Annotated in this window: 23 protein-coding genes, 2 pseudogenes and 1 riboswitch; of the genes and pseudogenes, 22 read left to right on the top strand and 3 right to left on the bottom strand. The window is 53.1% G+C overall.

Features of this window, described 5'->3' with window-relative positions:
• Positions 1–72: 72 nt before the first annotated feature.
• The 5 genes and pseudogenes from B4113_RS05395 to B4113_RS05375 all read left to right on the top strand — a co-directional run.
• Positions 73–711: pseudogene (locus tag B4113_RS05395) on the top strand (SpoVR family protein); the annotation flags it as partial.
• Positions 712–998: 287 nt separating this feature from the next.
• Positions 999–2,345, top strand: coding sequence for a cytochrome ubiquinol oxidase subunit I (locus B4113_RS05390; RefSeq protein ID WP_061912283.1), 1,347 nt, complete (start codon positions 999–1,001; stop codon positions 2,343–2,345).
• Positions 2,342–3,370, top strand: coding sequence for a cytochrome d ubiquinol oxidase subunit II (locus B4113_RS05385; RefSeq protein WP_033018683.1), 1,029 nt, complete (start codon positions 2,342–2,344; stop codon positions 3,368–3,370). The genes B4113_RS05390 and B4113_RS05385 overlap by 4 nt, the downstream gene beginning before the upstream one ends.
• A gap of 638 nt (positions 3,371–4,008) precedes the next feature.
• Positions 4,009–4,281, top strand: a complete 273-nt coding sequence (locus tag B4113_RS05380) for a YkvA family protein (protein WP_033018767.1) — start codon at positions 4,009–4,011, stop codon at positions 4,279–4,281.
• A 16-nt stretch (positions 4,282–4,297) separates the two neighbouring features.
• Positions 4,298–4,990 carry a TerC family protein gene (locus B4113_RS05375; RefSeq protein ID WP_033018681.1) on the top strand — a complete coding sequence of 231 codons (693 nt, stop codon included), beginning with the start codon at positions 4,298–4,300 and terminating at the stop codon, positions 4,988–4,990.
• 24 nt (positions 4,991–5,014) lie between these two features.
• Here B4113_RS05375 and B4113_RS05370 read toward each other — a convergent pair whose 3' ends face one another.
• Positions 5,015–5,479, bottom strand: a complete 465-nt coding sequence (locus B4113_RS05370) for a hypothetical protein (protein WP_061912282.1) — start codon at positions 5,477–5,479, stop codon at positions 5,015–5,017.
• 288 nt (positions 5,480–5,767) lie between these two features.
• Here B4113_RS05370 and B4113_RS05365 point away from each other — a divergent pair, with 288 nt between their 5' ends.
• The 6 genes and pseudogenes from B4113_RS05365 to B4113_RS05340 all read left to right on the top strand — a co-directional run bounded on the left by B4113_RS05365 (position 5,768) and on the right by B4113_RS05340 (position 12,908).
• Positions 5,768–7,843, top strand: coding sequence for a carbon starvation CstA family protein (locus tag B4113_RS05365; RefSeq protein WP_061912281.1), 2,076 nt, complete (start codon positions 5,768–5,770; stop codon positions 7,841–7,843).
• Complete coding sequence (locus B4113_RS05360) at positions 7,836–8,039, top strand: YbdD/YjiX family protein (protein WP_033018677.1); 204 nt, start codon at positions 7,836–7,838, stop codon at positions 8,037–8,039. Before B4113_RS05365 ends, B4113_RS05360 begins: the two co-directional genes overlap by 8 nt.
• 125 nt (positions 8,040–8,164) lie before the next feature.
• A pseudogene (locus tag B4113_RS05355) lies at positions 8,165–8,542 on the top strand (2-dehydropantoate 2-reductase N-terminal domain-containing protein); the annotation flags it as partial.
• A gap of 165 nt (positions 8,543–8,707) precedes the next feature.
• A complete protein-coding gene (locus B4113_RS05350; protein WP_033018675.1) occupies positions 8,708–10,375 on the top strand; it encodes an alpha-glucosidase in 1,668 nt (555 codons plus the stop codon).
• 188 nt (positions 10,376–10,563) lie between these two features.
• A complete protein-coding gene (locus B4113_RS05345; protein ID WP_033018674.1) occupies positions 10,564–11,100 on the top strand; it encodes a YfiT family bacillithiol transferase in 537 nt (178 codons plus the stop codon).
• A 602-nt stretch (positions 11,101–11,702) separates the two neighbouring features.
• On the top strand, positions 11,703–12,908 hold the full coding sequence (locus B4113_RS05340) for an MFS transporter (protein ID WP_033018672.1): 1,206 nt from the start codon (positions 11,703–11,705) through the stop codon (positions 12,906–12,908).
• A gap of 493 nt (positions 12,909–13,401) precedes the next feature.
• Here B4113_RS05340 and B4113_RS05335 read toward each other — a convergent pair whose 3' ends face one another.
• The gene (locus B4113_RS05335; RefSeq protein ID WP_033018671.1) at positions 13,402–14,586 is read right to left on the bottom strand and encodes a class I SAM-dependent rRNA methyltransferase; all 1,185 of its coding nucleotides are present in this window, start codon (positions 14,584–14,586) and stop codon (positions 13,402–13,404) included.
• Positions 14,587–14,728: 142 nt separating this feature from the next.
• Positions 14,729–14,836: riboswitch (TPP riboswitch) on the top strand.
• A 112-nt stretch (positions 14,837–14,948) separates the two neighbouring features.
• Here B4113_RS05335 and tenA point away from each other — a divergent pair.
• From tenA to B4113_RS05285, 10 genes are all read left to right on the top strand, one after another.
• Entirely contained in the window at positions 14,949–15,632 is a 684-nt protein-coding gene (tenA, locus tag B4113_RS05330) for a thiaminase II (protein ID WP_033018670.1), read from the top strand.
• Between the two features lie 33 nt (positions 15,633–15,665).
• Positions 15,666–16,256, top strand: coding sequence for an ECF transporter S component (locus B4113_RS05325; RefSeq protein ID WP_033018668.1), 591 nt, complete (start codon positions 15,666–15,668; stop codon positions 16,254–16,256).
• 14 nt (positions 16,257–16,270) lie between these two features.
• The gene (locus B4113_RS05320; protein ID WP_033018667.1) at positions 16,271–17,725 is read left to right on the top strand and encodes an ABC transporter ATP-binding protein; all 1,455 of its coding nucleotides are present in this window, start codon (positions 16,271–16,273) and stop codon (positions 17,723–17,725) included.
• The gene (locus B4113_RS05315) at positions 17,722–18,504 is read left to right on the top strand and encodes an energy-coupling factor transporter transmembrane protein EcfT (RefSeq protein WP_033018665.1); all 783 of its coding nucleotides are present in this window, start codon (positions 17,722–17,724) and stop codon (positions 18,502–18,504) included. Before B4113_RS05320 ends, B4113_RS05315 begins: the two co-directional genes overlap by 4 nt.
• A 16-nt stretch (positions 18,505–18,520) precedes the next feature.
• Positions 18,521–19,132 (top strand): thiazole tautomerase TenI, encoded by a 612-nt coding sequence (gene tenI, locus B4113_RS05310; protein ID WP_033018664.1) that lies wholly within the window; start codon positions 18,521–18,523, stop codon positions 19,130–19,132.
• Positions 19,129–20,268 (top strand): glycine oxidase ThiO, encoded by a 1,140-nt coding sequence (thiO, locus tag B4113_RS05305; protein ID WP_033018663.1) that lies wholly within the window; start codon positions 19,129–19,131, stop codon positions 20,266–20,268. Before tenI ends, thiO begins: the two co-directional genes overlap by 4 nt.
• Positions 20,265–20,468: a sulfur carrier protein ThiS gene (gene thiS / locus B4113_RS05300; protein WP_033018662.1), complete on the top strand. Its 204-nt coding sequence runs from the start codon at positions 20,265–20,267 to the stop codon at positions 20,466–20,468. Before thiO ends, thiS begins: the two co-directional genes overlap by 4 nt.
• A gap of 1 nt (position 20,469) precedes the next feature.
• Positions 20,470–21,237, top strand: coding sequence for a thiazole synthase (locus B4113_RS05295; RefSeq protein WP_033018661.1), 768 nt, complete (start codon positions 20,470–20,472; stop codon positions 21,235–21,237).
• The gene (locus B4113_RS05290) at positions 21,234–22,262 is read left to right on the top strand and encodes a thiazole biosynthesis adenylyltransferase ThiF (RefSeq protein ID WP_033018659.1); all 1,029 of its coding nucleotides are present in this window, start codon (positions 21,234–21,236) and stop codon (positions 22,260–22,262) included. The genes B4113_RS05295 and B4113_RS05290 overlap by 4 nt, the downstream gene beginning before the upstream one ends.
• Before the next feature lie 217 nt (positions 22,263–22,479).
• Positions 22,480–23,751, top strand: coding sequence for a hemolysin family protein (locus B4113_RS05285; protein ID WP_033018658.1), 1,272 nt, complete (start codon positions 22,480–22,482; stop codon positions 23,749–23,751).
• Between the two features lie 164 nt (positions 23,752–23,915).
• Here B4113_RS05285 and B4113_RS05280 read toward each other — a convergent pair whose 3' ends face one another.
• Positions 23,916–24,128, bottom strand: coding sequence for an alpha/beta-type small acid-soluble spore protein (locus B4113_RS05280; RefSeq protein ID WP_033018657.1), 213 nt, complete (start codon positions 24,126–24,128; stop codon positions 23,916–23,918).
• 614 nt (positions 24,129–24,742) lie between these two features.
• Here B4113_RS05280 and B4113_RS05275 point away from each other — a divergent pair.
• Positions 24,743–24,985, top strand: coding sequence for a hypothetical protein (locus tag B4113_RS05275; RefSeq protein ID WP_033018655.1), 243 nt, complete (start codon positions 24,743–24,745; stop codon positions 24,983–24,985).
• Positions 24,986–25,010 lie beyond the last annotated feature (25 nt).

Genomic DNA, 25,010 nt, shown 5'->3' with positions numbered 1-25,010 from the left:
AGACGTAATGTATTGTTTAGGTAATTATGAGAAAACAAAAACTATTAAGGTTTTATCGTCTAAGCACCTTAGCTAAACGAAGGTTGGGCGACGTATTGGCATCAGCGCATTTTGCGCGAGATGGACTTGACGAGCGATGAGGCGATTGAATTTGCGAAACTGAACGCCAACGTCGTGCAGCCGTCGCGCACCGGCATTAACCCGTACTATTTAGGGTTGAAAATTTTCGAAGACATTGAAGAGCGTTGGAACAACCCGACCGAAGAGATGAAAAAATACGGCGTCAAGCCGGGGTCGGGGCGGGCGAAAATTTTTGAAGTGCGCGAACTGGAGTCGGACATTTCGTTTCTGCGCAACTATTTGACGAAAGAGCTCGTCATGCGCGAAGATATGTATTTGTTCCAGAAACAAGGAAAAGAATATAAAATCGTCGACAAAAACTGGGAGCCTATCCGCGATCAACTCGTCAGCATGCGAGTCAACGGCGGATTCCCGTATATCACGGTCAATGACGGCGATTATATGCGCAACGGCGAGTTGTATTTAAAACATTGGTATGAAGGGATCGAACTCGATCTGAAGTATTTGGAAAAGGTGCTCCCGTACCTTTATCAGTTGTGGGGCCGTCCGGTCCATATGGAGACGGTTGTGGAGGAAAAGCCGATGTTGTTTACGTATGACGGGAAAACGGTGCATCGAAAATATTTGTGATGACGAAAGGCAGGGACATCCTGCTTTTTTGTTTGTCACGATGAATATGTGAAAAACGACACAAATTATTCGAAATTAGTTCATACAGTGCCCATCATTTTATGAAATAATAAGAAGTAGATATTTTTGTGAAACTTATCACAAAGTCTTTATTCATTGATGGTTTGTCGGGAGGATGGATATGTGGAAGCGACACGAAAAAACGCTTGCGTTCGTTAGCTTTGCTGTTGCAGCTGTTGTCTTGCTTTCCTTGATTGGCCGTTTGTTTTCGTAAGGGGGGATAAATCGTGAACGGCTACGATCCGGTGCTGCTTAGCCGTATTTTGACGGAATTGACGCTGACGATTCATATCATTTATGCCACGATCGGTGTTGGAGTTCCGCTGATGATCGCGATTGCCCAATGGATTGGGATTCGCAAAAACGATATGCATTACATTTTGCTCGCTCGCCGCTGGACGCGCGGCTTTGTCATCACCGTAGCGGTCGGCGTGGTGACAGGAACCGCGATCGGTTTGCAGCTGTCGCTTTTATGGCCGAACTTTATGCAGCTGGCTGGCCAAGTGATCAGCTTGCCGCTGTTTATGGAGACGTTCGCCTTCTTTTTTGAAGCGATTTTCCTCGGTATTTATTTGTATACATGGGATCGGTTTGAAAATCAGAAAAAACATTTGCTTTTGCTTATCCCGGTGGCGATCGGCTCTTCGGCATCAGCGATGTTTATTACGATGGTGAATGCCTTTATGAATACGCCGCAAGGGTTTGAGGTGAAAAACGGCGAGCTTGTCAACATCGATCCGATCGCGGCGATGTTCAACCCAGCGATGCCGACGAAAGTCGCCCATGTGCTGGCGACGGCGTATATGACGTCAGCATTCGTGCTTGCTTCGCTCGCCGCTTGGCATTTATGGAAAGGCAATCGTCACATTTATCATCGCAAGGCGCTTCATTTAACGATGAAAACGGCGTTTATTTTTTCGGTAGCCAGTGCATTGGTTGGTGACTTATCGGGCAAATTTTTAGCCGAATACCAGCCGGAAAAGCTGGCGGCCGCCGAATGGCATTTTGAAACGGGCTCCCATGCGCCGTTGATCCTGTTCGGTGCGCTTGGAGAAGACGGGGAAGTGAAATATGCCTTGAAAATTCCATACGCCCTTAGCATTTTGGCTCATAACCATCCCGCGGCGGTTGTGACTGGGTTGAATGATATTCCGGAAGATGAGCGTCCGCCGCTATCCATTCATTATTTATTCGATGTGATGGTCACGATCGGGGTGTTTTTAATGGTGGTCGCAGCCGCTTATTGGCTCGGATCGATGTTTCGCTGGAAATGGACAGTGAAAAAATGGTTTTTTGGACTGCTGGTGGCGGGAGGGCCACTGGCGATGGTCGCGATTGAGGCGGGATGGTACTTAGCGGAAGTCGGGCGGCAGCCGTGGATTTTGCGCGGCTATATGAAAACGGCGGAAGGAGCGACATCGTCTGCGCATGTTGATACGATGCTTGTGTTGTTTTGCCTTTTGTATACCGTGTTGGTGATTGCAAGCGCAACAGTGCTCGTCCGTATGTTCCGCCGCAACCCGGTTGAGCGGGAGCTGGCAGAGCGGGCCAATAACGGGGAGGTGGCGCCATGACGCTCGAAGTCATTGGCATCTCGGTGTTATGGCTGTTTTTGTTCGGGTACATTCTCGTTGCTTCGATTGATTTCGGGGCTGGGTTTTTTAGCGCCTATAGTCATTGGGCAAACAAACAGCATCTTTTGCACCGCATCATTCAGCGCTATCTTTCCCCTGTCTGGGAAGTGACGAACGTCTTTCTTGTCTTTTTCTTTGTCGGCATGGTCGGCTTTTTTCCGAAAACGGCGTATTATTACGGTTCTATTTTGCTTGTCCCGGCGAGCATCTCGATCATTTTGTTAGCTATTCGCGGCTCGTACTACGCGTTTCATACGTATGGGGGGACGGAACGGAACTGGTATTTAATCGCTTATGGATTGACAGGGCTGTTGATCCCGGCCTCGCTGTCTATCGTGTTGACGATTTCCGAAGGCGGGTTTGTAGAGGCAGGCGCTTCAGGTGTTGCGCTTAATTATGGGAAGCTGTTTGCAAGCCCGTTGTCATGGAGCATTGTGCTGTTAAGCGTGACGAGCGTTCTTTACATTTCTGCCGTTTTCTTAACGTATTATGCGGACGCGGCCAAGGATGAACGAGCGCGAGCGCTGTTGCGCCGCTACGCTCTTCTTTGGAGCGGGCCGACAATGTTGTCAGCGCTGCTCATTATTTATCAGCTCCGCTACCATAATCCCGAACATTACGCCAACCTATGGAACGTGGCGTGGATGCTGGTCATTTCCTTTTTGTTTTTTGTCATGACCGTTTGGCTCCTTTGGCGGCAACGGCGATTCGGCTGGGCGTTTATTGCGTTGTTGTTTCAATACGCGTTCGCCTTTTACGCCTATGGCATTTCACATTATCCGTATTTGCTATACCCGTATTTGACCATTTATGACGGGTTTACGAATGAGACGATGGCTATGGCGTTGATCGTTGCGTTTCTTGCCGGTCTATTGTTGTTAATTCCGTCACTTTATTTGCTTATGCGTCTCTTTTTGTTTAACAAGGCATACGTGAAAGGAAAATGGGAAGGAGGGAAAGGATGATGGAGACATTTTTGCTCATGTATGCGCCGATGATCATCGTCGCCCTGTCGATCGTTGCTGCGTTTTGGGCTGGTTTGAAAGATGGGCACGTAAACGAGTAAATACCATTTTTTCGTTCATGCATAGTTTGCCGCCGATCGCCCACACTAGCGGATGAACCTGTCAACGCGCCGCGGATCCTCTTTTTATTATTGATTCTCATCGGGATGATAGGGCTGAAATTCACCGCTGGGCAGTAAGGCGACAAACGGGGGCGGCAAACGCACATCGCCATGTTGGCGCTTGATCGGTGCGGAAACATCGCCTTTTTGTGTGATGTTTCGGCACAAATGGATTGACAGGTCGTATCAATATTGATTATGATAAAATTAGACAACGCGATATCGTTTTGTTAAAGGGGAGTAGCTTTAACAGCGAAGTCGTCAGTTCAGGGCGCAGTTCCCGCCCTCGGCTTTGTTGGCAACGGTGACGTTGTTAGCGAGACCTTTACCTGCGGCGGTAAAGGTCTGTTTTTGTTTAAGACCTTTACCAGCCATGGTAAAGGTCTTTTTTCATGGACGGAAACGAAAGGGGGAAGATAATCGTAAACGAAAATGGACGGGGAGTTGCTCCGAAAAGAAAGAGATGGAGGGGATGGAATGCGCAACGTTTGGAAGCGGCTTCGCTTAATGGTTCGAATCCGTCGGTTTCTTCCGTTTTTGGTGGAGTTTTTTACGTCGCGCGAAGTGCCGAGACGAAAAAAAGTGTTTTCCATCGGCCTGCTGCTGTTGTATGTGGCGCTGCCGTTTGACCTCATTCCCGATTGGCTAGCAGTAGTGGGTTGGATCGATGATTTCACTGTTTTGCTGTTCGTTTTGCAGCGCATCATCGCGATCGCTCCTGCTTCCTTAAGAGAAAAATATCAATTGTAGGGGAGGAAGGATACAGATGGAATGGGTTTCACCTGAGTTTTGGGCCGCGTTGCTGTCGATTATCATCATTGACCTTTTGCTGGCAGGAGATAATGCGATTGTCATCGGACTCGCGGCCCGCAATTTGCCGAAGCACCAACAGAAGAAGGCGGTGGTGTGGGGGACGGCCGGCGCCGTCGTCATTCGGGCGTTGGCGACGATGTTTGTCCTCTGGCTGTTGAAAATTCCGGGCCTTTTGCTAGTCGGTGGTGTGCTGCTTGTCTGGATCGCGTATAAGCTGCTGATCGAGGGAAAAAGCCACGACGATGTCGAAGCCGGGGGAAGTTTATGGGGGGCGATCCGCACGATCATTATCGCCGATGCGTTGATGGGGCTTGATAACGTGTTGGCGGTCGCCGGTGCCGCTCATGGAAGTTTTCTCCTTGTTGTCCTTGGGCTGCTCATTTCTGTTCCGATCATGGTGTGGGGCAGTACGCTCATTTTAAAATGGATTGAGCGCTTCCCGATCATCATTACGATCGGCGCTGGTGTCCTTGCTTGGACGGCGGCGAAAATGATCGTTGGCGAGCCGTTTTTGAAAGAGTACTTTGCCAACCCTGTGATCAAATACGGGTTTGAGTTGCTCGTCGTTGTCGCTGTCATTGCCTTTGGAACGTGGAAAAAACAAAAAACTGCCAAAGAACCGCAGCCCAAAGCCGCCAACGAATGATTGGCGGCTTTTCTGATGGAGCGATTATCGAGTAGACGGCCGCCACCATTTCAACAGAACGACTTGCAGCAATCGTCCAACGGCCCATCCAGGAATGACTGATAAAATGGGCAGCCAAATCGGCCCGAAAAAGATGCCCGCAACTTTGACATCGAACGAATACATTAAACCGACGGTCACAAAGTAAGCGGAGAAAACAAACGGCAAAAACGAATACGGTGTTTGGCCGCCGCCGGCATCCTTAAACGCGTCCCACATCGCAAAAAAGTACAAGCAAGGATAAAACATGAGCCAGCCGATGTCAACCATGGCCGCCGCTTCATTGGTGCGCCCTAAAAAGCTGAGCCGAATGGCTTCGTTAAACCGCGATTGCGTGTTAATGAGCAGCTCTAAAAAAATCATGGCGATTCCTTTGACATACTTTTTGTTTAACAGTTGCCCGAAACCGGGCAAGGCGATGCTCCATAACAATGCTTCGATGGCTTTCACTTTCTCGACCCTTTGCTAAAATAATGTTTTGTGACCGCTGCGTTGGTTGTTTCGCGATGAAGCAGAACAAGGAAGAGCGAGCGAAAGCAGAAGGATCAGTCCAGAGGCGCGCAATTACATTTTTCGCTTTCCTTTTCTATTTTATGCTTTTTTGCAATAGTGGAATGAAGATCCTTGCCTATTAGGCCAAATAGGTCATGTGTACGGGAAAAACTTCTTCCAATTTTTCAGAATAATGAATATAATGAGAATGGGGAGAATTTTAATTGCATCAAAGGGGGAAAACGTGTGAAGGGGCTGAAATCGATTTTGTTATGGGGCCTGACTTCGGTTCTAGGGGCCGTAGGGTTCGCCATTTTGGCTTTAAGCCGCGGCGAATCGGTCAACGCCATGTGGCTGATTGTCGCTGCCGTTTGTACGTATGCGGTCGCCTATCGCTTTTACAGCCGGTTTATCGCCCGCAACGTGTTTGGTCTCGATGATAGCCGGAAAACGCCGGCGGAAGTGTTCAATGACGGAAAAGACTATGTTCCGACCAACAAATGGGTGTTGTTCGGGCATCACTTCGCCGCCATCGCCGGCGCCGGGCCGCTTGTCGGGCCGATTTTGGCCGCGCAGATGGGGTATTTGCCGGGAACGCTTTGGATTGTCATTGGCGTCGTTCTTGGCGGAGCGGTGCAAGACTTTGTCATTTTGTTTGCTTCGATGCGCCGCAACGGGAAGTCGCTCGGCGAAATGATTAAGGAAGAAATGGGGCCGGTCACGGGGCTTATCGCTGCGTTTGGCATTTTGGGCATTATGATTATTTTATTGGCGGTGTTGGCGCTCGTGGTTGTGAAAGCGCTTGTCGGAAGCCCGTGGGGGATGTTTACGATCGCTGCGACGATTCCGATTGCGATTTTGATGGGCATTTACATGCGCTTCATCCGTCCGGGACGCGTCGCGGAGGCATCGCTTGGTGGATTTGTGCTGCTCATTGTATCGATTGTAGCGGGGCAATATGTCGCGGAGCATCCGACGCTTTCCGCCATGTTCACGTTAAAAGGGGAAACGATCGCCATCTTAATGATCATTTATGGCTTTGTTGCCTCGGCTTTGCCGGTGTGGCTCTTGTTGGCGCCGCGCGACTATTTGAGCACGTTTTTGAAAATTGGCACGATCATTGGTCTGGCGCTCGGCATTTTCGTTGTGATGCCGGATTTGCAAATGCCGGCAGTGACGAAATTTATCGATGGCACCGGACCGGTGTTTGCCGGCAATCTGTTCCCGTTCTTGTTCATTACGATCGCTTGCGGCGCGGTGTCTGGATTCCACGCGCTCGTGTCGTCCGGCACAACGCCGAAGATGATTGAGCGGGAAAGCCATGCGCGCCCGATCGGCTACGGCGCGATGCTGATGGAGTCGTTCGTGGCGGTGATGGCGATGGTGGCAGCTTGCGTCTTGACGCCGGGAGCCTATTTTGCCATCAACAGCCCGGCGGCTGTGATCGGAACCGATGTGGCGCAGGCGGCAAAAGTGGTATCGTCATGGGGATTCACCGTCACGCCGGATATGCTTGCGCAGCTGGCGAAAGACGTCGGCGAGCAAACGGTGTTGTCGCGCACGGGCGGGGCGCCGACGTTGGCGATCGGGATGGCGCACATTTTATCAAGCGTCATCGGCGGCAAGACGCTCATGGCGTTCTGGTACCACTTTGCGATTTTGTTCGAAGCGCTGTTCATCTTGACGACCATTGACGCTGGCACGCGCGTCGGCCGTTTCATGATCCAAGACATTATGGGGACGTTCTACAAACCGCTCGGCAAAACGGATTCGCTCGTCTCGAACTTGATCGCCACGACCCTTTGCGTACTGGCGTGGGGTTACTTCCTGTACCAAGGCGTCGTCGACCCACTCGGCGGCATCAACACGCTCTGGCCGCTGTTTGGCATCGCCAACCAAATGTTGGCCGGCATCGCTTTGCTGTTTGCTACGACGGTGCTGTTTAAAATGGGGAAAAAAGCGTATGTCTGGGTGACGCTCGTGCCGACGACGTGGCTGCTTGTCGTCACGCTGACGGCCGGGTATCAAAAACTGTTCCATGAAAATGTCAAAATTGGTTTCTTGTCGCATGCGAAACTGTTCCAAGACAGCTTGAGCCAAGGCAAAATGTTAGCGCCGGCAACGAATGAGGCGCAAATGCGGCAAATTATTATGAACGACTACATTGATGCGACATTGTGCGCGATTTTCATGCTCGTTGTCATTGCTATGCTGATTTCCGCGCTCAATGTTTGGATCAAGGTGCTGCAAAACAAACACGTGCCGCTCAAAGAAGCGCCGTACGTGCCGCGCGACGGAGAGGGAGCGAAGCACTATGCCTAAATGGCTGAAAAACGTTTTGGCTTATCGCCGCCAGTTTCTAGATTTGCTTGTCGGCGTGCCGAGCTATGAAAAATATGTCGAACATATGAAAACCCATCATCCTGGCGAGCCGATCAAGTCGCGAAAAGAGTTTTTCTGCGAGGCGCAAGAGGCGCGCTACAATGCCAAAGGCGGCAAAGTGTCGCGCTGCTGCTAGCGGCCTCGAAGGAAGAAGAGGCACGTCCCCTTCTTCCTTTTTTCTTCTTGACAACGGTCATGGCGTTTCCATGGACGTGCGGCAGGCTACGAGATCGCTTGGGGAAGGAAGGAGTGAGGGATACGATGCGCGTTCTCGTTGTTGGAGCGGGGGCTGTCGGCGGCTATTTCGGCGGACGGCTGCTGGAAAAAGGGGTGGATGTTGCCTTTCTTGTTCGCGAGAGGAGAAAACGAGAGTTGGAAGAACGGGGGCTTGTCATCCGTAGCGTGCACGGTGACGCCGTGTTGAGGCCCAAACTGATCGTTGCGGGGGAGGACGATGGACCGTTTGACGTTGTCGTGTTTGCAAGCAAAGCCTATCATTTGACCGGCGCGATCGCTGATGCCAAACCGTATGTCGGAGAGGGGACGATGGTGTTGCCGCTCCTAAATGGCATCGCTCATATGGAGTCGTTATGGGCGGTCTTCGGGCGTGAGAACGTCCTTGGCGGGCTTTGCTTTATGAGGAACGCTTGGCTGCTCGGCGATGAAATGGGAAAACGCCGTCCGCTTGGCGCGAGTCGGTCTGCTCTCGGCCAAGCGGCTGTTTTTTTGGAAAAGAGAGTTGTGCACGGCGGAGATGTGTTGTACAGTTAATAGTGAAAACGTGTGCACAAAGGAGGAGCAGCCTTGAAGAAAACGTGGTGGAAAGAGGGTGTCGCCTATCAAATTTATCCGCGCAGTTTTATGGATTCCAACGGCGACGGCATTGGCGATCTTCGCGGCATCATTGAGAAGCTCGATTATCTTGTCGAGCTTGGGGTCGACATTATTTGGATTTGCCCGATTTACCGCTCGCCGAATGCCGATAATGGATATGATATTAGCGATTATCAAGCGATTATGGATGAATTCGGAACGATGGCCGACTTTGATGAGCTGCTCGCCGAAGCCCATCGGCGCGGGTTGAAAATCATTTTGGATTTGGTCATCAACCATACGAGCGATGAGCACCCGTGGTTCATCGAATCGCGCTCATCGCGGAACAGTCCGAAGCGCGATTGGTATATTTGGCGCGACGGCAAAGACGGGCGCGAGCCGAATAATTGGGAGAGCATCTTCGGCGGCTCGGCATGGCAATACGATGAACAAACGGGACAGTATTATTTGCACATTTTCGATGTCAAGCAGCCGGATTTGAATTGGGAAAACGATGAGGTGCGCCGGGCGCTGTATGATATGGTCAACTGGTGGTTGGAGAAAGGGATCGATGGCTTCCGCGTCGATGCCATTTCCCATATTAAGAAAAAACCAGGGCTTCCCGATTTGCCGAATCCGAAAGGGCTGAAATACGTGCCGTCGTTTGCCGGCCATATGAATCAGCCGGGAATTATGGACTATTTGCGAGAGCTCACGGAGCAAACGTTTGCACGTTACGATGTAATGACCGTCGGGGAGGCGAACGGCGTGACGGTCGAGGAAGCCGAACAATGGGTCGGAGAAGAGCATGGTGTGTTCAATATGATTTTTCAGTTCGAACATTTAGGGTTATGGCAACGCCAGGATGATGGATCGATCGATGTTCGGCGGTTGAAGCGAACATTGACGAAGTGGCAAAAAGGGCTGGAAAACCGGGGCTGGAATGCGCTCTTTTTGGAAAATCACGATGTGCCCCGCTCCGTGTCGACATGGGGGAATGACCGCGAGTATTGGGCGGAAAGCGCGAAGGCGCTCGGCGCGCTGTACTTTTTCATGCAAGGAACGCCGTTCATTTATCAAGGCCAAGAAATTGGCATGACCAATGTTCAGTTTCCTCATATTCACGATTATCGTGATGTCGCGATTTTGCGGATGTATGAACTGGAGCGGGCCAAGGGGCGCGCGCATGACGAGATCATGCGCACGATTTGGAAAACAGGTCGCGACAATTCACGCACACCGATGCAATGGTCTGCCGAGCCGAACGCTGGATTCACCACGGGAACCCCGTGGATTCAGGTGAATGATAATTATCGGACGATCAATGTCGAAGCCGAACGGCGCGATCCCCATTCGGTCTGGTCGTTTTACCGGCGAATGATCGAGCTTCGTAAACAACATGAACTGCTTGTTTACGGAACGTACGATTTGCTGCTGGAACATCACCGTTCGATTTATGCATATACAAGGACGCTTGGGAGCGAGCGAGCGCTTGTCATTGTCAACTTGTCGGAGCGGCCGGCTCTGTATCGTTATGACCCGATTCGCCTCCAATCGGACCATTTGGCGCTGAGCAATTATCCGGTTCGGCCGCATAAAAACGCCACTCGTTTTATGATGAAGCCGTATGAAGCGCGGGTTTATCTCTGGAAAGAATGAGAAGGAATTGGTTCGGTCGGCGTCGAATGGATGTCTATAAGGCTGGTGAAAAACGGTTGTTTCTCTTGAACATGGGGGAGCGTGTGAAAGGCGATCCGGATGCGACAGGGCTTTTCTATTTGAGAAACGAGGCTGGTAAGCGGCCTGTTTCCTTAAATCACCGGCCTCATAGAAAGGAGAGGAGAAAGATGACGACCATCGACCCGATCCGTTATCCTATCGGAACGTTTCAACCGCCGGCGGCATTTTGCGGCCAAGAGGTAGAAGAGTGGATCAAAGCGATCCGTGAACACCCCGGTGCTTTGCGGGAGGCGGTGAGCGGATTGAATGAAGAGCAGTTGAACACTCCCTACCGCGACGGCGGGTGGACGATCGCCCAAGTCGTTCACCATTTGGCCGACGCGAGCATGAACGCGTTTTTGCGCACGAAATGGGGGCTGACGGAGGAACACCCGCTGGTAAAACCATTTGCCGAAAGCGAATGGGCTAAAACGGCGGAGGCGCGCTCGCTGGCTATCGAACCTTCGCTCGTATTGCTTGACGGTCTTCACGCTCGGTGGGCAGCGCTGCTGGAAGCGATGACCGAAGCCGATTTTCACCGCACCGTTCGGCCGGAAGGAGCGGCGAAGGAGATGCCGCTTTACGTATTGACGGCGTTGTATGCATGGCATGGCAAGCATCATACGGCGCAAATTTTGGCGTTGCGCCAACGGAAAGGATGGTAAAACGCCGCTGCGGTCGAAGGAACGGAGGCCTCATTTTGGTTCGTTGGATTCAAAGCGTTGCGAGGCGTTTGCGGCCGGCACCTGCAGTGGCAAGCAAGGAAACGTAATGGGTTCGGATCAACGGTTTAGCCGTTGTTTAGGATCTGTTTTTAGGCACCTTTCGTCCTAGGATGGAGCGGCCTTTATACGTTTAGCCGTTGTTTAGGATCTGGTTTTCCACAGATCCTTTTTGTTTTTCGGAGAACGGGGATGTTAAGGAACGGGGCGCTTGGCAATATCGTTTCGCCAATCGAAAAGATTGGTCACATCGGTTCTACTTTTCCTATGTTCCTCCTTGATCAAGCAGGGAAGCTTTTTTTCGCCTTTTTAGAAGGCTGTGATCTTCGAGCGCATACACGTTCCCCGCATCGTTTTTCAAGCGGAAATCCCTTATGGCATCGGCTTCATTTTTCACACGCTTCCCGATGGCGATCAGGGGAAGTGCGGTTTTTCTCCGCCTTTTTTGAAAACAGAAAGGAATCGATCATTTCGCTTACACAAACGCATCCAGTATGTTATACTGACAAATATTGAGGGATACGAAAGATAGGAAGGGGAGAGATATGGGTGCGCAACAACAACCGGTGGTGACGGAGCAGAAAGAGAAAATTTGGACGCGCAATTTCCTGTTCATTTGCCTCGCCAACTTTTTTGTTTTCCTCGGATTTCAAATGACGCTGCCGACCATCCCGCTTTTTGTCGAGCATTTAGGTGGCAATGATCAGCTCATTGGCCTCGTTGTTGGGATTTTTACTTTTTCGGCGCTCGTCGTTCGGCCTTTCGCTGGCCATGCACTGGAGACGAAAGGACGACGGTTTGTGTTTTTGCTCGGATTGCTCATTTTTGTCATTTCTGTCGGATCCTACAGTCTGATCTCGAGCATTTTCTTTCTCTTTTTCATGCGGGTGATCCAAGGAATTGGCTGGGGGTTTTCGACAACGGCATCCGGCACGGTAGCGACCGATATCATTCCGGCGAGCCGCCGCGGGGAAGGGATGGGGTATTACGGGCTGTCGGGAAATATTGCCCTCGCCTTTGGCCCGTCGCTTGGACTTGCGTTGGCGGCCTCTATTCCGTTCAACCGCTTATTTCTGATTTGTGCGGCGCTTGGTGTGGCTTCTTTGGCGTTTGCCGCGGCGATTACATATAAAAAAGCGGAGGCCAAGCATGGCCAAAAGGAAAGCAAATGGGATCTTTACGAAAAGACGGCTTTGATTCCATCCGTGCTGCTTTTCTTTTTAACGGTGACCTTTGGCGGCATCGCTTCCTTTTTGCCTTTGTATACGGCGCAAAAAGACATCGGCGGCTTGCAGCTATATTTTTTGCTTTACGCGCTCGCTTTAATGGTGACGCGGACGTTCGCCGGTCAGTGGTATGACCGGAAAGGGCATCGGGCTGTCTTTCTCCCCGGTGCCGGGCTCATTTTGTTGGCGATGCTGCTGCTCGCTTGGCTGCCGGGGGAATGGGCGTTATTGGCTGCGGCGGTGCTGTACGGTTTTGGGTTTGGCATGGTGCAGCCGGGGCTGCAGGCGTGGTCGGTGGAGCGGGCGCCTGTTCATCGGAAAGGGATGGCGAACGCGACGTTTTTCTCGTTTTTTGATTTAGGAGTTGGCATTGGGGCGATGGTGTTCGGCCAGATCAGCCATTGGTTTGGTTATCCGGCCATTTACTTATCAGCGGCTTGTTCCGTGCTCGTTTCGATGTTCGTTTATTTAGCCGTGCTGCGCAAAGAGCAGCCGTTTCCGCCGCGCCAAGGAAACAAGGCGTAGGGAAGGGGCGCCGAGGGGAGCAACGGCTTCTAGGAGGCTGGTGAAAAACGGTTGTTTCTCTTGAGCATGAAAGGCGCTCCTGATGCGACTAGGCTGATCCATTTGAGAAACGGGTTTGATCAGCGGCTTGCCCCCTTAAATCATCAGCCTTCTAGAAGGCCGGTGAAAAATTGCTGTCACACACGAATCGGCGGCATGTTCATTCAGAAAAGAAACTTGATTTTGCAAGGCTTCTCTAATTGAGAAACGGATGGAATCAGTAGTATTTTGCACTAAATCACCAGTCTTCTAGGTGCTGCCTCGTTTCCCCTAAACCCCTGTGCTCAGCCTGTGAGCTGGGCTATGAGCAGGAAGCTCGTTTCGGAGAAGGCCATGGTTATTGTTCGTAATAAAGAAATTCCGCTCTCCATGTCCCGTCTTGATCACCTGACAAGCAGGCACGGTGACAAGAAGAGCGAACGATGCTGCGAAAAACAAAATGGCACTGATATCGTTATCGCCGGGAGCGGACTTCGTAAATAGCGAATTTTAAATAATCTCCTTCTTCAGCGGCGAGCAGTTTTGGATGATCGTAGCCGGCGCCGCCCCAATAGACTTGGCGGAGCACTTTTTTGGCGTCAAACGCCGCAGCGGCGACCATCTCTTGAAACAGGTGCGGGCGGACGTGGTATGAGCAGCTCGAAGTGACAAAAAAGCCGCCGTCTTTGACGAGTTTGAGCCCGTTTAAATTAATATCCTTATAGCCGCGCAGCGCCTTTGGAACGGCATAGGCCGATTTGGCGAACGCGGGCGGGTCGATGATGACGACATCCCACTGTCGGCCGGCGCGCACGGATTCGCGCAAATAGTCGAAGGCGTTGGCGACGACAAAGTCGATGTTTGTAAAGCCGTTTAAGGCGGCGTTGCGTTTCGCCGTCTCGATGGCGTGTTCGGAAATATCGACAGCGGTGGCATGTTTCGCGCCGTACAGGCAGGCGTTCAACATGAACGACCCGGTATGGGTGAAGCAATCGAGCACGGTCGTCTCCGGGCCGATCAGCGGGCGGAGCGCGGCGCGGTTTTGCCGCTGATCGAAGAAAAAGCCGGTTTTTTGGCCGTTTTCAATATCGACGATGTATTGAACGCCGTTTTCTTCGATCACGACCTCGGTTTCCGCTTGTTGATACCAAAAGCCTTTTTCTTGTTTGAGCCCTTCAAGCTCGCGAACGGACACATCGTTGCGCAAATAGACGGCTTTGGGGGAAAACACTTCCAGCAAGCCGCGTAAAATCCAGTCTTTGCGCCGCTCCATTCCAAGCGTCAATATTTGCACGACAAGGATTTCTTCGTATTTGTCGACGATCAGCCCCGGCAGAAAATCGGCTTCGCCGTAGATGGCGCGGCAGGAGCGAACGCCGGGGATCATCCGCTCACGATACGCCCACGCTTGGCGAATGCGCTCGACAAAAAAGCGCTCATTCAATTCGTCATCGGGGTTTTGCGTCAGCACACGGACGATGATTTGCGAGGCGGGGTTGATGTACCCTTTCGCCAGCCAATAGCCTTGGTGGTTATAAACGTCCACGAAGTCGCCCGGCGTGATGTCGCCTTCGATGCGGTCGACTTCGCTTTGGAAAATCCATGGATGGCCTTGTTCAAGCCGTTTTTTTCGCTGCCGTTTCAAAATGACGTTTGCCACTCTGTTCACTCCTATCCGGTAGTCAATCGTTGCGCTTTTATCATAGCGAATGGCGGTGGCCGACGCAACGTTGGCCGGAAAAAACGGTTGACAACGGGAACGGCCGTGATATGATAAATGTAAACAAGGAAATAGCATCATTGCGATCCACTAGGGGGGCCTTTAGAAAGGCTGAGATCAAAGTGTGCCTTTGAGACCCTTAGCACCTGATCTGGGTAATGCCAGCGTAGGGAAGTGGAGGAGCTGCACGAAGGCGGGCTATGTCCTTTTTGCCTAGCCAAACGGTGAGCCCACGCCGCTTTCTTTACGCCGATCCGTAAAGGAAGCGGCGTTTTTATTTCGATGAAAAAGGGGGAGAAACCATGTCTTTTGCCAAGCGAGTGCGCGCAGCGGCCGACCCGATCTGGCAGGCGAGCTTTTGCCATCCGTTCGTTCAGGAGCTCGGCCAAGGAACGCTTGAGCGTGAAAAATTCCGTTATTATGTGATGCAAGATGCGTATTACTTGCGCCATTTTGCCCGTGTGCAGGCGCTCGGAGCTGCCAAGGCGCCGGATCTGGCCGCGACCGCCCGGCTCGCCCATCACGCGCAGAGCACCTGCGAGGCGGAGTTGTCGCTGCATGAAACGTTCGCCGAGCTGCTTAACATTACGGAAGCGGAGCGGGCGGCATTCGTTCCCGCGCCGACGGCGTACGCGTATACTTCGCATATGTACCGGGCGGCGTACGAAGGGCACTTAGGCGATGTCATCGCCGCCATTTTGCCTTGCTATTGGCTGTACTATGAAATCGGTGAACGCTTAAAAACGTGCCAGCCGAACGATCCGATTTATGAAAAATGGATTGGCACATACAGTTCCGACTGGTTCCGTTCGCTTGTCGAAGAACAGATCGCGCGCTTGGATGCCATCGCTGAGGCGGTCACCGAGGAGGAGCGCTCCCGGATGGAGCAGCATTTCTTAATCAGCAGCGAATATGAGTATGAATTTTGGGACATGGCGTACCGGCTCGAACGCTGGCCGTCCGCGCGGCTGGCGGCAAGCCGTTGACGTGGGCAAAACGAACAAAGGAGGGACATTGAGATGGAACGGAAGGCAAAAGGGTTGAAGCTGGCCGACATTTTAACAACGATTGTGATTGCGATTGTGTTCGGGGTGATTTACAAAGTATGGGGGCCGCTGTACGATATGGTGAAAGTGTTTGGCTTCCATGCCGATCAATTGATGTATGGGATGTGGTTTATCGCCTCATCGCTCGCCTATTTGCTCATCCGCAAGCCCGGGGTGGCGCTGCTTGCCGAAACGGCGGCTTCGTCCGGTGAGCTGATCATGGGGTCGCAGTGGGGGCTTGAAGTGCTCATTTATGGATTTGTTCAAGGGTTGTTTGCCGAGCTTGTGTTTGCGGCGTTCCGCTATCGGCGGTTTGACGTGTTCGTCGTCTCGCTAAGCGCGGTCGGCGCGACGGCCGGTTCGCTCATCATGGACTTTTACAAAGGCTACATTGACGCGCTCGCCCCATGGAACATGGCGCTCTTTTTGCTGGCGCGCTTTATCGGTGCCATCGTGATTGCCGGCGCGTTCGCTGTCTCGTTGGCCAAGGCGCTTGAGAAAACCGGGGTGACGCAAATGTGGCGGCCGGCTTCCCAAGACGACTATGACGCATTGAATCGATAAGGCGGCGAAGAAAGATGAAAGAAGCGGTATCGATCGAGCGGCTGCGCCTGAAATTTCCCGGGCGCGCCGGGCTGTTGTTTTGCGATTTGTCGCTTTCGATCGCTCAAGGGGAGAAAGTGCTCCTCCTTGGCCCGTCGGGATGCGGCAAATCCACGCTATTGCAAGTGATGGCCGGCCTTATTCCCAATTCGATTGACGTGCCGATGAAAGCCGAGCGTCTCGAGCGGCCGGAACGCTGGGGGTACGTGTTTCAAGACCCAGATGCTCAGTTTTGTATGCCGTATGCGGATGAGGAGATCGCGTTTGCCTTGGAAAATCGAAACGTGCCGCGCGAGCAGATGCCGGAGCGCATTCACGCGCTGTTGGATCAAGTCGGCTTGGCCATTGCGCCGCACACCGACATTCATACGCTTTCGGGAGGAATGAAACAGCGTCTTGCTTTGGCGTCTGTATTGGCGCTGGAGCCGGATGTGCTGTTTTTGGACGAACCGACGGCTTTGCTTGACGACGAAGGAACGAAAGCGGTGTGGCAAACGGTCAAACAAGTCGGTCGGGAGAAGACGGTCATCATCGTCGAACATAAAATTGACCATGTGCTCGATTTTATTGACCGTATCATTTTGCTGGGGCGCGATGGTCAAATTATCGCCGATGGTGAGGCGAAAACGGTGTTTTCCCGCTATAAGCACGCCATTGGCGCCCACGGCATTTGGTATCCAGGCATCTGGGACGACTACGGATGGCCGGAGCGGCGCGCGGTCAGCGAAGAGGGCGAGGAGCTGCTTCGCCTTTCTCAGTTTCGCGGCTTTAGGAGGAAAGAGGCAAAAATTGAGGTTTCCGAGGCGGCGGTGAGAGGCGGCGAGTGGATCGCTGTCACGGGAAAAAACGGCGCCGGCAAAAGCACGTTGCTGCATGCTTTGATGCAACTCATTCGCACCGAAGGACGCTATCAGCTGTTTGGAGACGACATCAGCGAGCGGCAGCCGCTGCATCGCGATATCGCGTTTGTGTTTCAAAATCCCGAATGGCAGTTTGTCACCCATTCTGTCCGCGATGAACTCGCTTATTCCCTCAAGCTCCAAGGGCGCCCGGCGGCGGAAATCGAAGCGTTGGTTCACCGCTTTTTGGTCGAGTTTGACCTGATCGAGCAACAGGATACGCACCCGTACCAATTGTCGGTCGGGCAAAAGCGGCGGCTGAGCGTAGCGTCTTCCGTCATCGCCGGCCAGCGCCTTCTTTTGCTCGACGAGCCGACCTTCGGACAGGATGCGAAAAATACGTTCGCTTTGCTCGAACGGCTCGAATCGCAGCGCCAGCAAGGAGCGGCGGTCATCATGGTGACGCACGATGAGCACATTGTCCGCCGTTTTGCCACAAGGCGCTGGGTGATTGAAGACGGTGCGCTTGTCCGCGACGAGCCGTTGGACGTTTGCCGGTTGGCGATTGCCAAGAGGGGGATGGGACGATGAAGTGGGAAATCTCGCATCGGGAAACATGGCTTTATGAGGCGAATCCGACGCTGAAGCTCGCGGTGCTTGTCGTGCTCTTTTTGGCCGTGCTGTTGATTCACAATCCGAATGTGCTCATTAACTTGTCGCTAGCTCTTTTCCTTTTGTTTTGTTTTGGCACGGGGTATCCGGCGAACGTTTTATTCTGGATGTTTTTGCCGTTTTTCCTGATCTTTTTTTCCAGCGCCTCATCGATGATGATGTTCGGAGAAGGAACGACCACATGGTTCCGCTGGGGGCTGATCCATATTACAGCGGAGAGTTTTTGGCGCGGGCTGCATCTAGGATTTCGCGCCTTGGCGCTCGGGCTGCTTGGACTCATCTTTGCGTTGACCACCCGGCCCGTGCCGTTGTTTTACTCCTTGATGCAGCAGCTGAAACTGAAACCAAAGTATGCCTACAGCTTTTTGGCGGCGGTGCGGCTGTTGCCGATCATGCTCGAGGAGCTGCAAACGATTCGCCATGCGTTAAAGGTGCGAGGGGTGCCGCGCCAGGGCGGACTTGGCAAAGTGAAGCGCTACGCCATTCCGCTGTTGTCGCAAAGCATCCGCCGCGCCCAACGCATCGCGGTGGCGATGGAAGCGAAACAGTTTTCCGGAAGCGGTCCGCGCACGTTTTATTATGAGATCGGATTTAGCAAATACGATGGTTGGTTTGTCGCGCTGTTCGCTGCGTTCCTGTTTGCCGCTTATTACGTCGGGATCCACTATCCGTATATTCCTATCCGCGATGTGCGGTAGAAAGTCAGGGATGAAGATGGGTGTCCTTCATTTGGTTTCCACGGGCCGGCAGACAGCAGCGCAATTGGCTGCTATTTGTGCACGCGTTCATCCGTATGCCGATGCCATTCACGTCCGCGAAAAGGGAAAAACGGCGCGCGAGGTGGCAGAGTTTGTGGTCGCGCTGTTGCGGGCAGGGGTGCCGGCGCAAAAAATTATCGTCAATGACCGGGTTGATGTGGCCGCGGTCTACGGCGTCAAAGGGGTGCAACTCGCCTATCACAGCCTGCCGGTGCGCGCCGTTCGCCGCACGTTCCCGGATTTGGCGATCGGCTGTTCAGTGCATGGACCGATCGAGGCGAAACAAGCCCAACAGGCTGGTGCTCTTTTTTGCTTGTACGGCCATGTGTTTCCGACGGACAGCAAGCCGGGTCTAGTGCCGCGCGGGTTGGATGGGGTGGCGGACGTCGTTCGGGCTGTGCAAATTCCGATTATTGCGATCGGCGGCATTCATGCCGGCAACGCGCGTTCCGTTCTGAAAGCCGGCGCGGCGGGAGTGGCGGTATTGTCGGCGGTTTTTTTGGCGGAAGATCCTGTGCGGGAAGCGAAACAGCTCGCTGAGATCGTAAAGGGGGAGAGGATCGAGTGACAGCGTCTTCGTATGATGTCATTGTGATCGGCGGGGGAGTGATTGGGGCCGCTGTCGGATGGGAGCTCGCTAAGCGGCGGCATCGCGTTGCCATATTTGACATAGGGAAGGCGGGCAAAGAGGCATCAAGCGCCGCTGCTGGCATGCTCGGAGCGCAATCGGAATTTTCCGCGCCAAGCCCGCTCGTCCCGCTCGCTTTACAAAGCCGGGCGCTCATGCCGTCATTGGCTGCCGAGCTGAAAGAGCGGACCGGGATGGACATTGAATTGGTGGAAAAAGGGTTGATCAAAGCGGCGACAACGGAGGAAGAGGCGGACGATTTGCGCCGTCACTACGCGTTTTGGCGCGAGAGGGGCGAACCGGTGCACTGGCTTACCAACGAGGAAGTGCGGGAGATCGAGCCGCAGCTTCATGCCGAGGCGCTGACAGGGGCGATGTGGATTCCGGGCGATGGGCAGGTGAGCGCTCCCAACCTAGCCGCCGCCCTTGTGTCGGCGGCCGTTTCCGCTGGCGTTCATCTATATGAATATGCGGAAGTGCTGGATATTCGCTCCGGAGGCGGCGGTCATCTCGTCGATACGGCCGTCGGCACATTCGCCGCTGAGGCGGTCGTCATTGCTTCTGGAGCGTGGGCGGCTCGGCTCGGCGCCAAGGCGGGGCTTTCGCTCTCCATGTTCCCTGTTAAGGGGGAGTGTCTCATGGTGCGGGCGCACGTCCCTTTGTTGCGAACGACAGTGTTTGCGAAAAACGGCTGTTATATCGTCCCGAAGGCGGGGAACCGCTTGCTGATCGGGGCCACATCCACCCCCGGCACGTATGATCGCCGCATCTTGGCTGGCGGTCTGGCTCGCTTGTTGTTTCAAGCCGCTCATTTGCTTCCGGCCGTTGAACAAGCGGAATGGGTCGACGCATGGAGCGGAATTCGGCCGCAGACGAAAGATGGATTGCCGTATATTGGAGAACATCCTGAGCGGCCAGGAGTATTCGTGGCTGCCGGTCATTACCGCAACGGCATTTTGCTTAGCGCCGTCACCGGAGCGATTGTGGCTGACTTGGTCGAGCGAAAGAAGCCGGCGTTTGATTTGTCGCCGTTCGCGCTGACGCGTCATGCCGAAGAAACGGAGGGGGTCAAATGACGTTAACGATCAACGGGGAAACGGTCACGGTGCCCGATGAAGTCAAAACGGTGAGCGATTTGCTCTCCTATTTCCAGCTTACCAATAAGCTGGCGATTGTCGAAGTCAATGTGCGCATCATTGAAAAACATGAGTACGGTACAACCGCGCTCGCCGATGGCGATCGCATCGAAATTGTTCATTTTGTAGGAGGCGGTTGAGATGCTGAACATTGGCCCATATTCGTTTTCTTCGCGGCTATTGCTTGGCACTGGCAAGTATCCGAGTTGGGAAGTGCAAAAAGCGGCGGTGGAAGCGTCAGGAGCGGAAATTTTGACGTTCGCCGTTCGGCGGATGAACATTTTTTCTCCGGAGCAGCCGAATGTATTGGAACAGCTCGATGTCACCCGCTACAAGCTGCTCCCGAATACCGCTGGGGCAAAAACGGCGGAAGAGGCGGTGCGCATCGCGCGACTGGCCAAAGCATCGGGGTTATGTGATATGATTAAGGTGGAAGTGATCGGCTGCGACAAAACGTTGCTTCCTGATCCGGTCGAAACGTTGAAGGCGGCAGAGAAGCTGTTGGAAGAAGGGTTTATCGTGCTGCCGTACACATCAGATGACGTCGTGCTGGCTAGGCGGCTCGAGGAGCTCGGCTGCCATGCGATTATGCCGGGAGCGTCGCCGATCGGGTCAGGGCAAGGCATCGTCAATCCGCTCAACTTGAGTTTCATTATCGAACATGCGACGGTGCCGGTGATCGTTGACGCCGGGATCGGCAGCCCGGCGGATGCGGCGCTGGCAATGGAGCTTGGTGCGGATGGGGTGTTGCTCAATACGGCCGTTTCTGGCGCGGCGGATCCTGTGAAAATGGCGAGGGCCATGAAGCTGGCGGTGGAGGCGGGACGGCTCGGCTATGAAGCCGGACGCATCCCGAAAAAGCGATACGCGTCAGCAAGCAGCCCGATGGAAGGAATGAGCATTGTTTGAATGGACGCTATTCCCGACAACAGTTGTTTGCGCCCATCGGCGAGGAAGGGCAAACCAACATTCGGAGGAAGCATGTGGTAATAGTCGGCGCCGGCGCGCTCGGGGCAGGCAACGCCGAGGCGCTCGTGCGCGCCGGCATCGGCAAATTGACGATCATTGACCGCGATTATGTGGAATGGAGCAATTTGCAGCGCCAGCAGCTCTACAGTGAAGCCGATGCGATCGCACGGCTGCCGAAGGCGATCGCCGCGAAGCGGAGGCTTGAACAGATCAACAGCGAGGTCGAGATCGAGGCGATCGTTGGCGACGCCGGGCCGGAAGAGCTCGAAGCGATCGCGGCTGAACAGCGCCCGGATGTATGGATTGACGCGACCGACAATTTTGATACGCGCCTTGTGCTCAACGATGTGGCTTATAAATATCGCATCCCGTGGATTTACGGCGCTTGCGTCGGCAGCTATGGCCTCAGTTGCGCGTTCATCCCGGGCCGCACCCCTTGTCTGTACTGTTTGCTTGAAACGGTGCCGCAAGGAGGATTGACGTGCGACACGGCGGGGATCATCGGTCCAGCAGTGCAAATGGTGGTCAGCTATCAAGTGGCGGAAGCGTTGAAAATGTTGGTGGAGGATTGGGCGGCGCTTCGCGGCAAACTTGTTTCCTTTGACCTTTGGACGAATGAATACGCCGCCGTTCGCATTGACGCGGTGAAAAAGGAGGATTGTCCGACATGCGGACGCCACCCATCGTACCCGTTTCTTTCCTACGACCAGCGGACAAAGGCGGCAGTGTTGTGCGGACGCGATTCGGTACAAATCCGCCCACCTGTCCAGCGCGAGTACGAGATCGATGAGCTGGCGGAGATGTTTCGCCGCCAAGGGCTGCAGACGGAAGCGAATCCGTATCTTGTGGCCGTGTCGCTTGGCGGCGGCAAACGGCTTGTCGTGTTCGCCGACGGCCGCGCGCTCGTGCATGGCACGAAAGACGTGCACGAGGCGAAAACGATCTATTATCGCTACTTAGGATGAACAGGGGCGGCAACTGGTCAGCCGCCCCGTTAGTTTTGGATGGACATGGAAGTTTCGTACCCTCTCTATAGTCAGTTGGCAAAAAATTTGTTATATTTAAAGGGAAGCGTCTTTTGATTGCTTCAGCGCTGCGAATGGTGTTTGCGCAAGCATGTTTCGGCCAAAAAATGGGTATGAATGAACATAGTCATGTTTCCGTTAGGAGTGTGAAGATTCATTGGAAGAGTGGCCGTTAAGGTTATTCGGATGGTTTTTCCTGTTCTTGTTCGCAAACGTCCTGTTTGCCTCAGCGGAAGCTGCGTTTTCTCAAGCAAGCAAAGCCCGATTGCGCCAGTACGTGGAAGACAATCCGCAAAATAAGCGCTTGCAAGCGGTGTTTGGCCAACTTGACCGCGTGTTGTTGGCGCTGGCCGTTGCCAACCGGTTGACGGGTGTAGTAGCCATCGCGTTGTTTCTTGATATCGCCGTTTCCCTTTTTGGGGAACGGATCGGTTTGCTTAGTGGAATTGCGATAATGACGGTGTTATCGGTGGTCTTCGGTGAAATTTTGCCAAAATCGATGGCGAAAGAGCAGGCAGAATCGCTGGCGGTTCGGTACGCGAGCCTCGCTTACGGGTTGATGAAATGGATGACGCCGGTTACCGCTTCCTTTCACGTTTTAAAAGAGCGGATCGCTCGGCGCTTTGCCAACGGGGTCGCCGTGCCAGCGGTCACGGAGGAAGATATTAAAGTGATGGTTGAGTTGAGCGAAGAGGAAGGGGTTATTGACAATAAAGAAAAAGAGCTCATTCAACGTTCGCTCGATTTTGATGAAATTTTAGTCGAAGAAATTTTTACGCCGCGCGCCGATATGGTCGCGGTGGAAGTGAACCAGTCGATTGAAGAAATTCGCGACGTGTTTTTGGAGGAAAAATATTCGCGCATCCCGGTGTACGAGGGCGACATTGACAATGTGATCGGGATTTTGTCGGAAAGCGACTTTTTCGGCGAACTGGTGCGGAAGCGGGAAGTGCGCATCCGCGATTTGCTCCGTCAACCGTTGTTTGTCGTTGAGTCGATGAAAGTGTCCGACTTGTTGCCGGAGCTGCAAAAAAGCAAGGTGCATATGGCCATCGTCGTTGATGAGTTTGGCGGCACGGCTGGCCTGATCACGCTTGAAGATATCATCGAGCAAATCGTCGGCGAAATATGGGATGAACATGATGAAGCGGTGAAAACGGTGCGCCAAATCGATGAGCACAGCTTTGAGTTCAACGCTGAGCTGCCGTTGGATGAATTTTGCGAGGTAATGAACATCGAGGTGCCTGAAAGCGAATCCCATACGTTGGGCGGTTGGATTTTCGAGATGTTTGAGCGCATTCCGTCCGTTGGCGAAACGCTGCAGTACGGGCCGTTGACGTTCACCGTTCGTCAGGTGGACAATCGGCGCATCCGCAAAGTGCTCGTCTCCATGAGCCCACCGCTCGCCGAACAAGCGGGAGGCGTTTAATCCGCCGTTTTTCGCAAGGTTCTTTTCGTCGAGCGAGATAAGGCCAACGAACCGCGCCAGCCGGAACGGAATCGGTTGCAATAAAGGAACATAGCAACGAAAGAGGGTGTCCCGATCTTGGGACACCCTCGTTTGCCATCTATATCAAGTTGTTGGCCGTGCTGTTATTGAATGTGGCCGAATTGGCCGCCAAGATGTTGTTGAGCCATGGCAACAAGGCGTTTCGTAATTTCGCCGCCGACCGAACCGTTCGCGCGAGAAGTCGTGTCAGCCCCAAGGTTTACGCCGAATTCTTGGGCGATTTCATACTTCATTTGATCGATCGCTTGTTGAGCACCAGCGACTAACAGTTGGTTGTTGGTATTGTTGCGTGCCATAGTTAGATCATCTCCTCGTGAAAGAATTTTGATGGCTGGGTTGGCTGGATTTGCACCAGCGTTGCACGCCGTAAAGCGCGCTGCCAAGCTTGGCTGAACCCACCGCCCATCTGTTGTTTCGCCAGCTGTCCCGTTGCAACGGATTTGGCTGTTCCGCTGGCGGTACTCATAGTTTGGGACGTTTTTGTCTCGTTATTCGTTCAAAAGATATGGGAATTTTTTACGTTTTATCATCGCTGCGATTAGGGAATAGATAGGTTGTAATCAACCATTTCCGATCTCCATGTCCCGTCTTGATTACCTGACAAGCTGGTGCGGTGACAGAAGAGCGAACCATGCCATGGAAAACAAAATGGCAGCTTATTAAAGGAACAGCTGGTAGCGTCAAACGGGTGATCGAAATTTCGCACCGATCATCCCATTAGGCAGGGGGAAAGCGGGATGGCCCCTTGACCAAGAACAGCTTAGAAGTTTGGGAAAAAACGGCTGCCACGAGCCAATCAGCGGCATGTCGCCAAAAAGAAGGCTGATTTCGCTAGGCTTCTTTCATCGAGAAACAAATGGAACAGCATTATTTCGTACGAAATCACCGACCCTTTAGAGGAGGAAGCAGCATGAACGTTTGTCCGCTTTGCAACGGGCTGCGCCGAGTAACGGTGTATTGCAGCAGCTGCCGGCAGCCAATGGAGGATCAAGGAAAGGTGACCGATTATTTTGATGATTACAGCCCGTATATGGATGCGGATATGATGAAACAATTCGACGGTTACGCACGTACATACACGAATCATGAATGTGTCCATCTGTTTTATTGTCCGCGCTGCCAGGCGGAGGAAGTGCGATTTATTCAAGAATAAGCGGTCGAGTGATGTCATAGCGCCG

The sequence above is a fragment of the Geobacillus sp. B4113_201601 genome (assembly GCF_001587475.1).
Lineage (GTDB): Bacteria > Bacillota > Bacilli > Bacillales > Anoxybacillaceae > Geobacillus > Geobacillus icigianus.
This window is presented reverse-complemented; position numbering and strand designations above follow the sequence as displayed.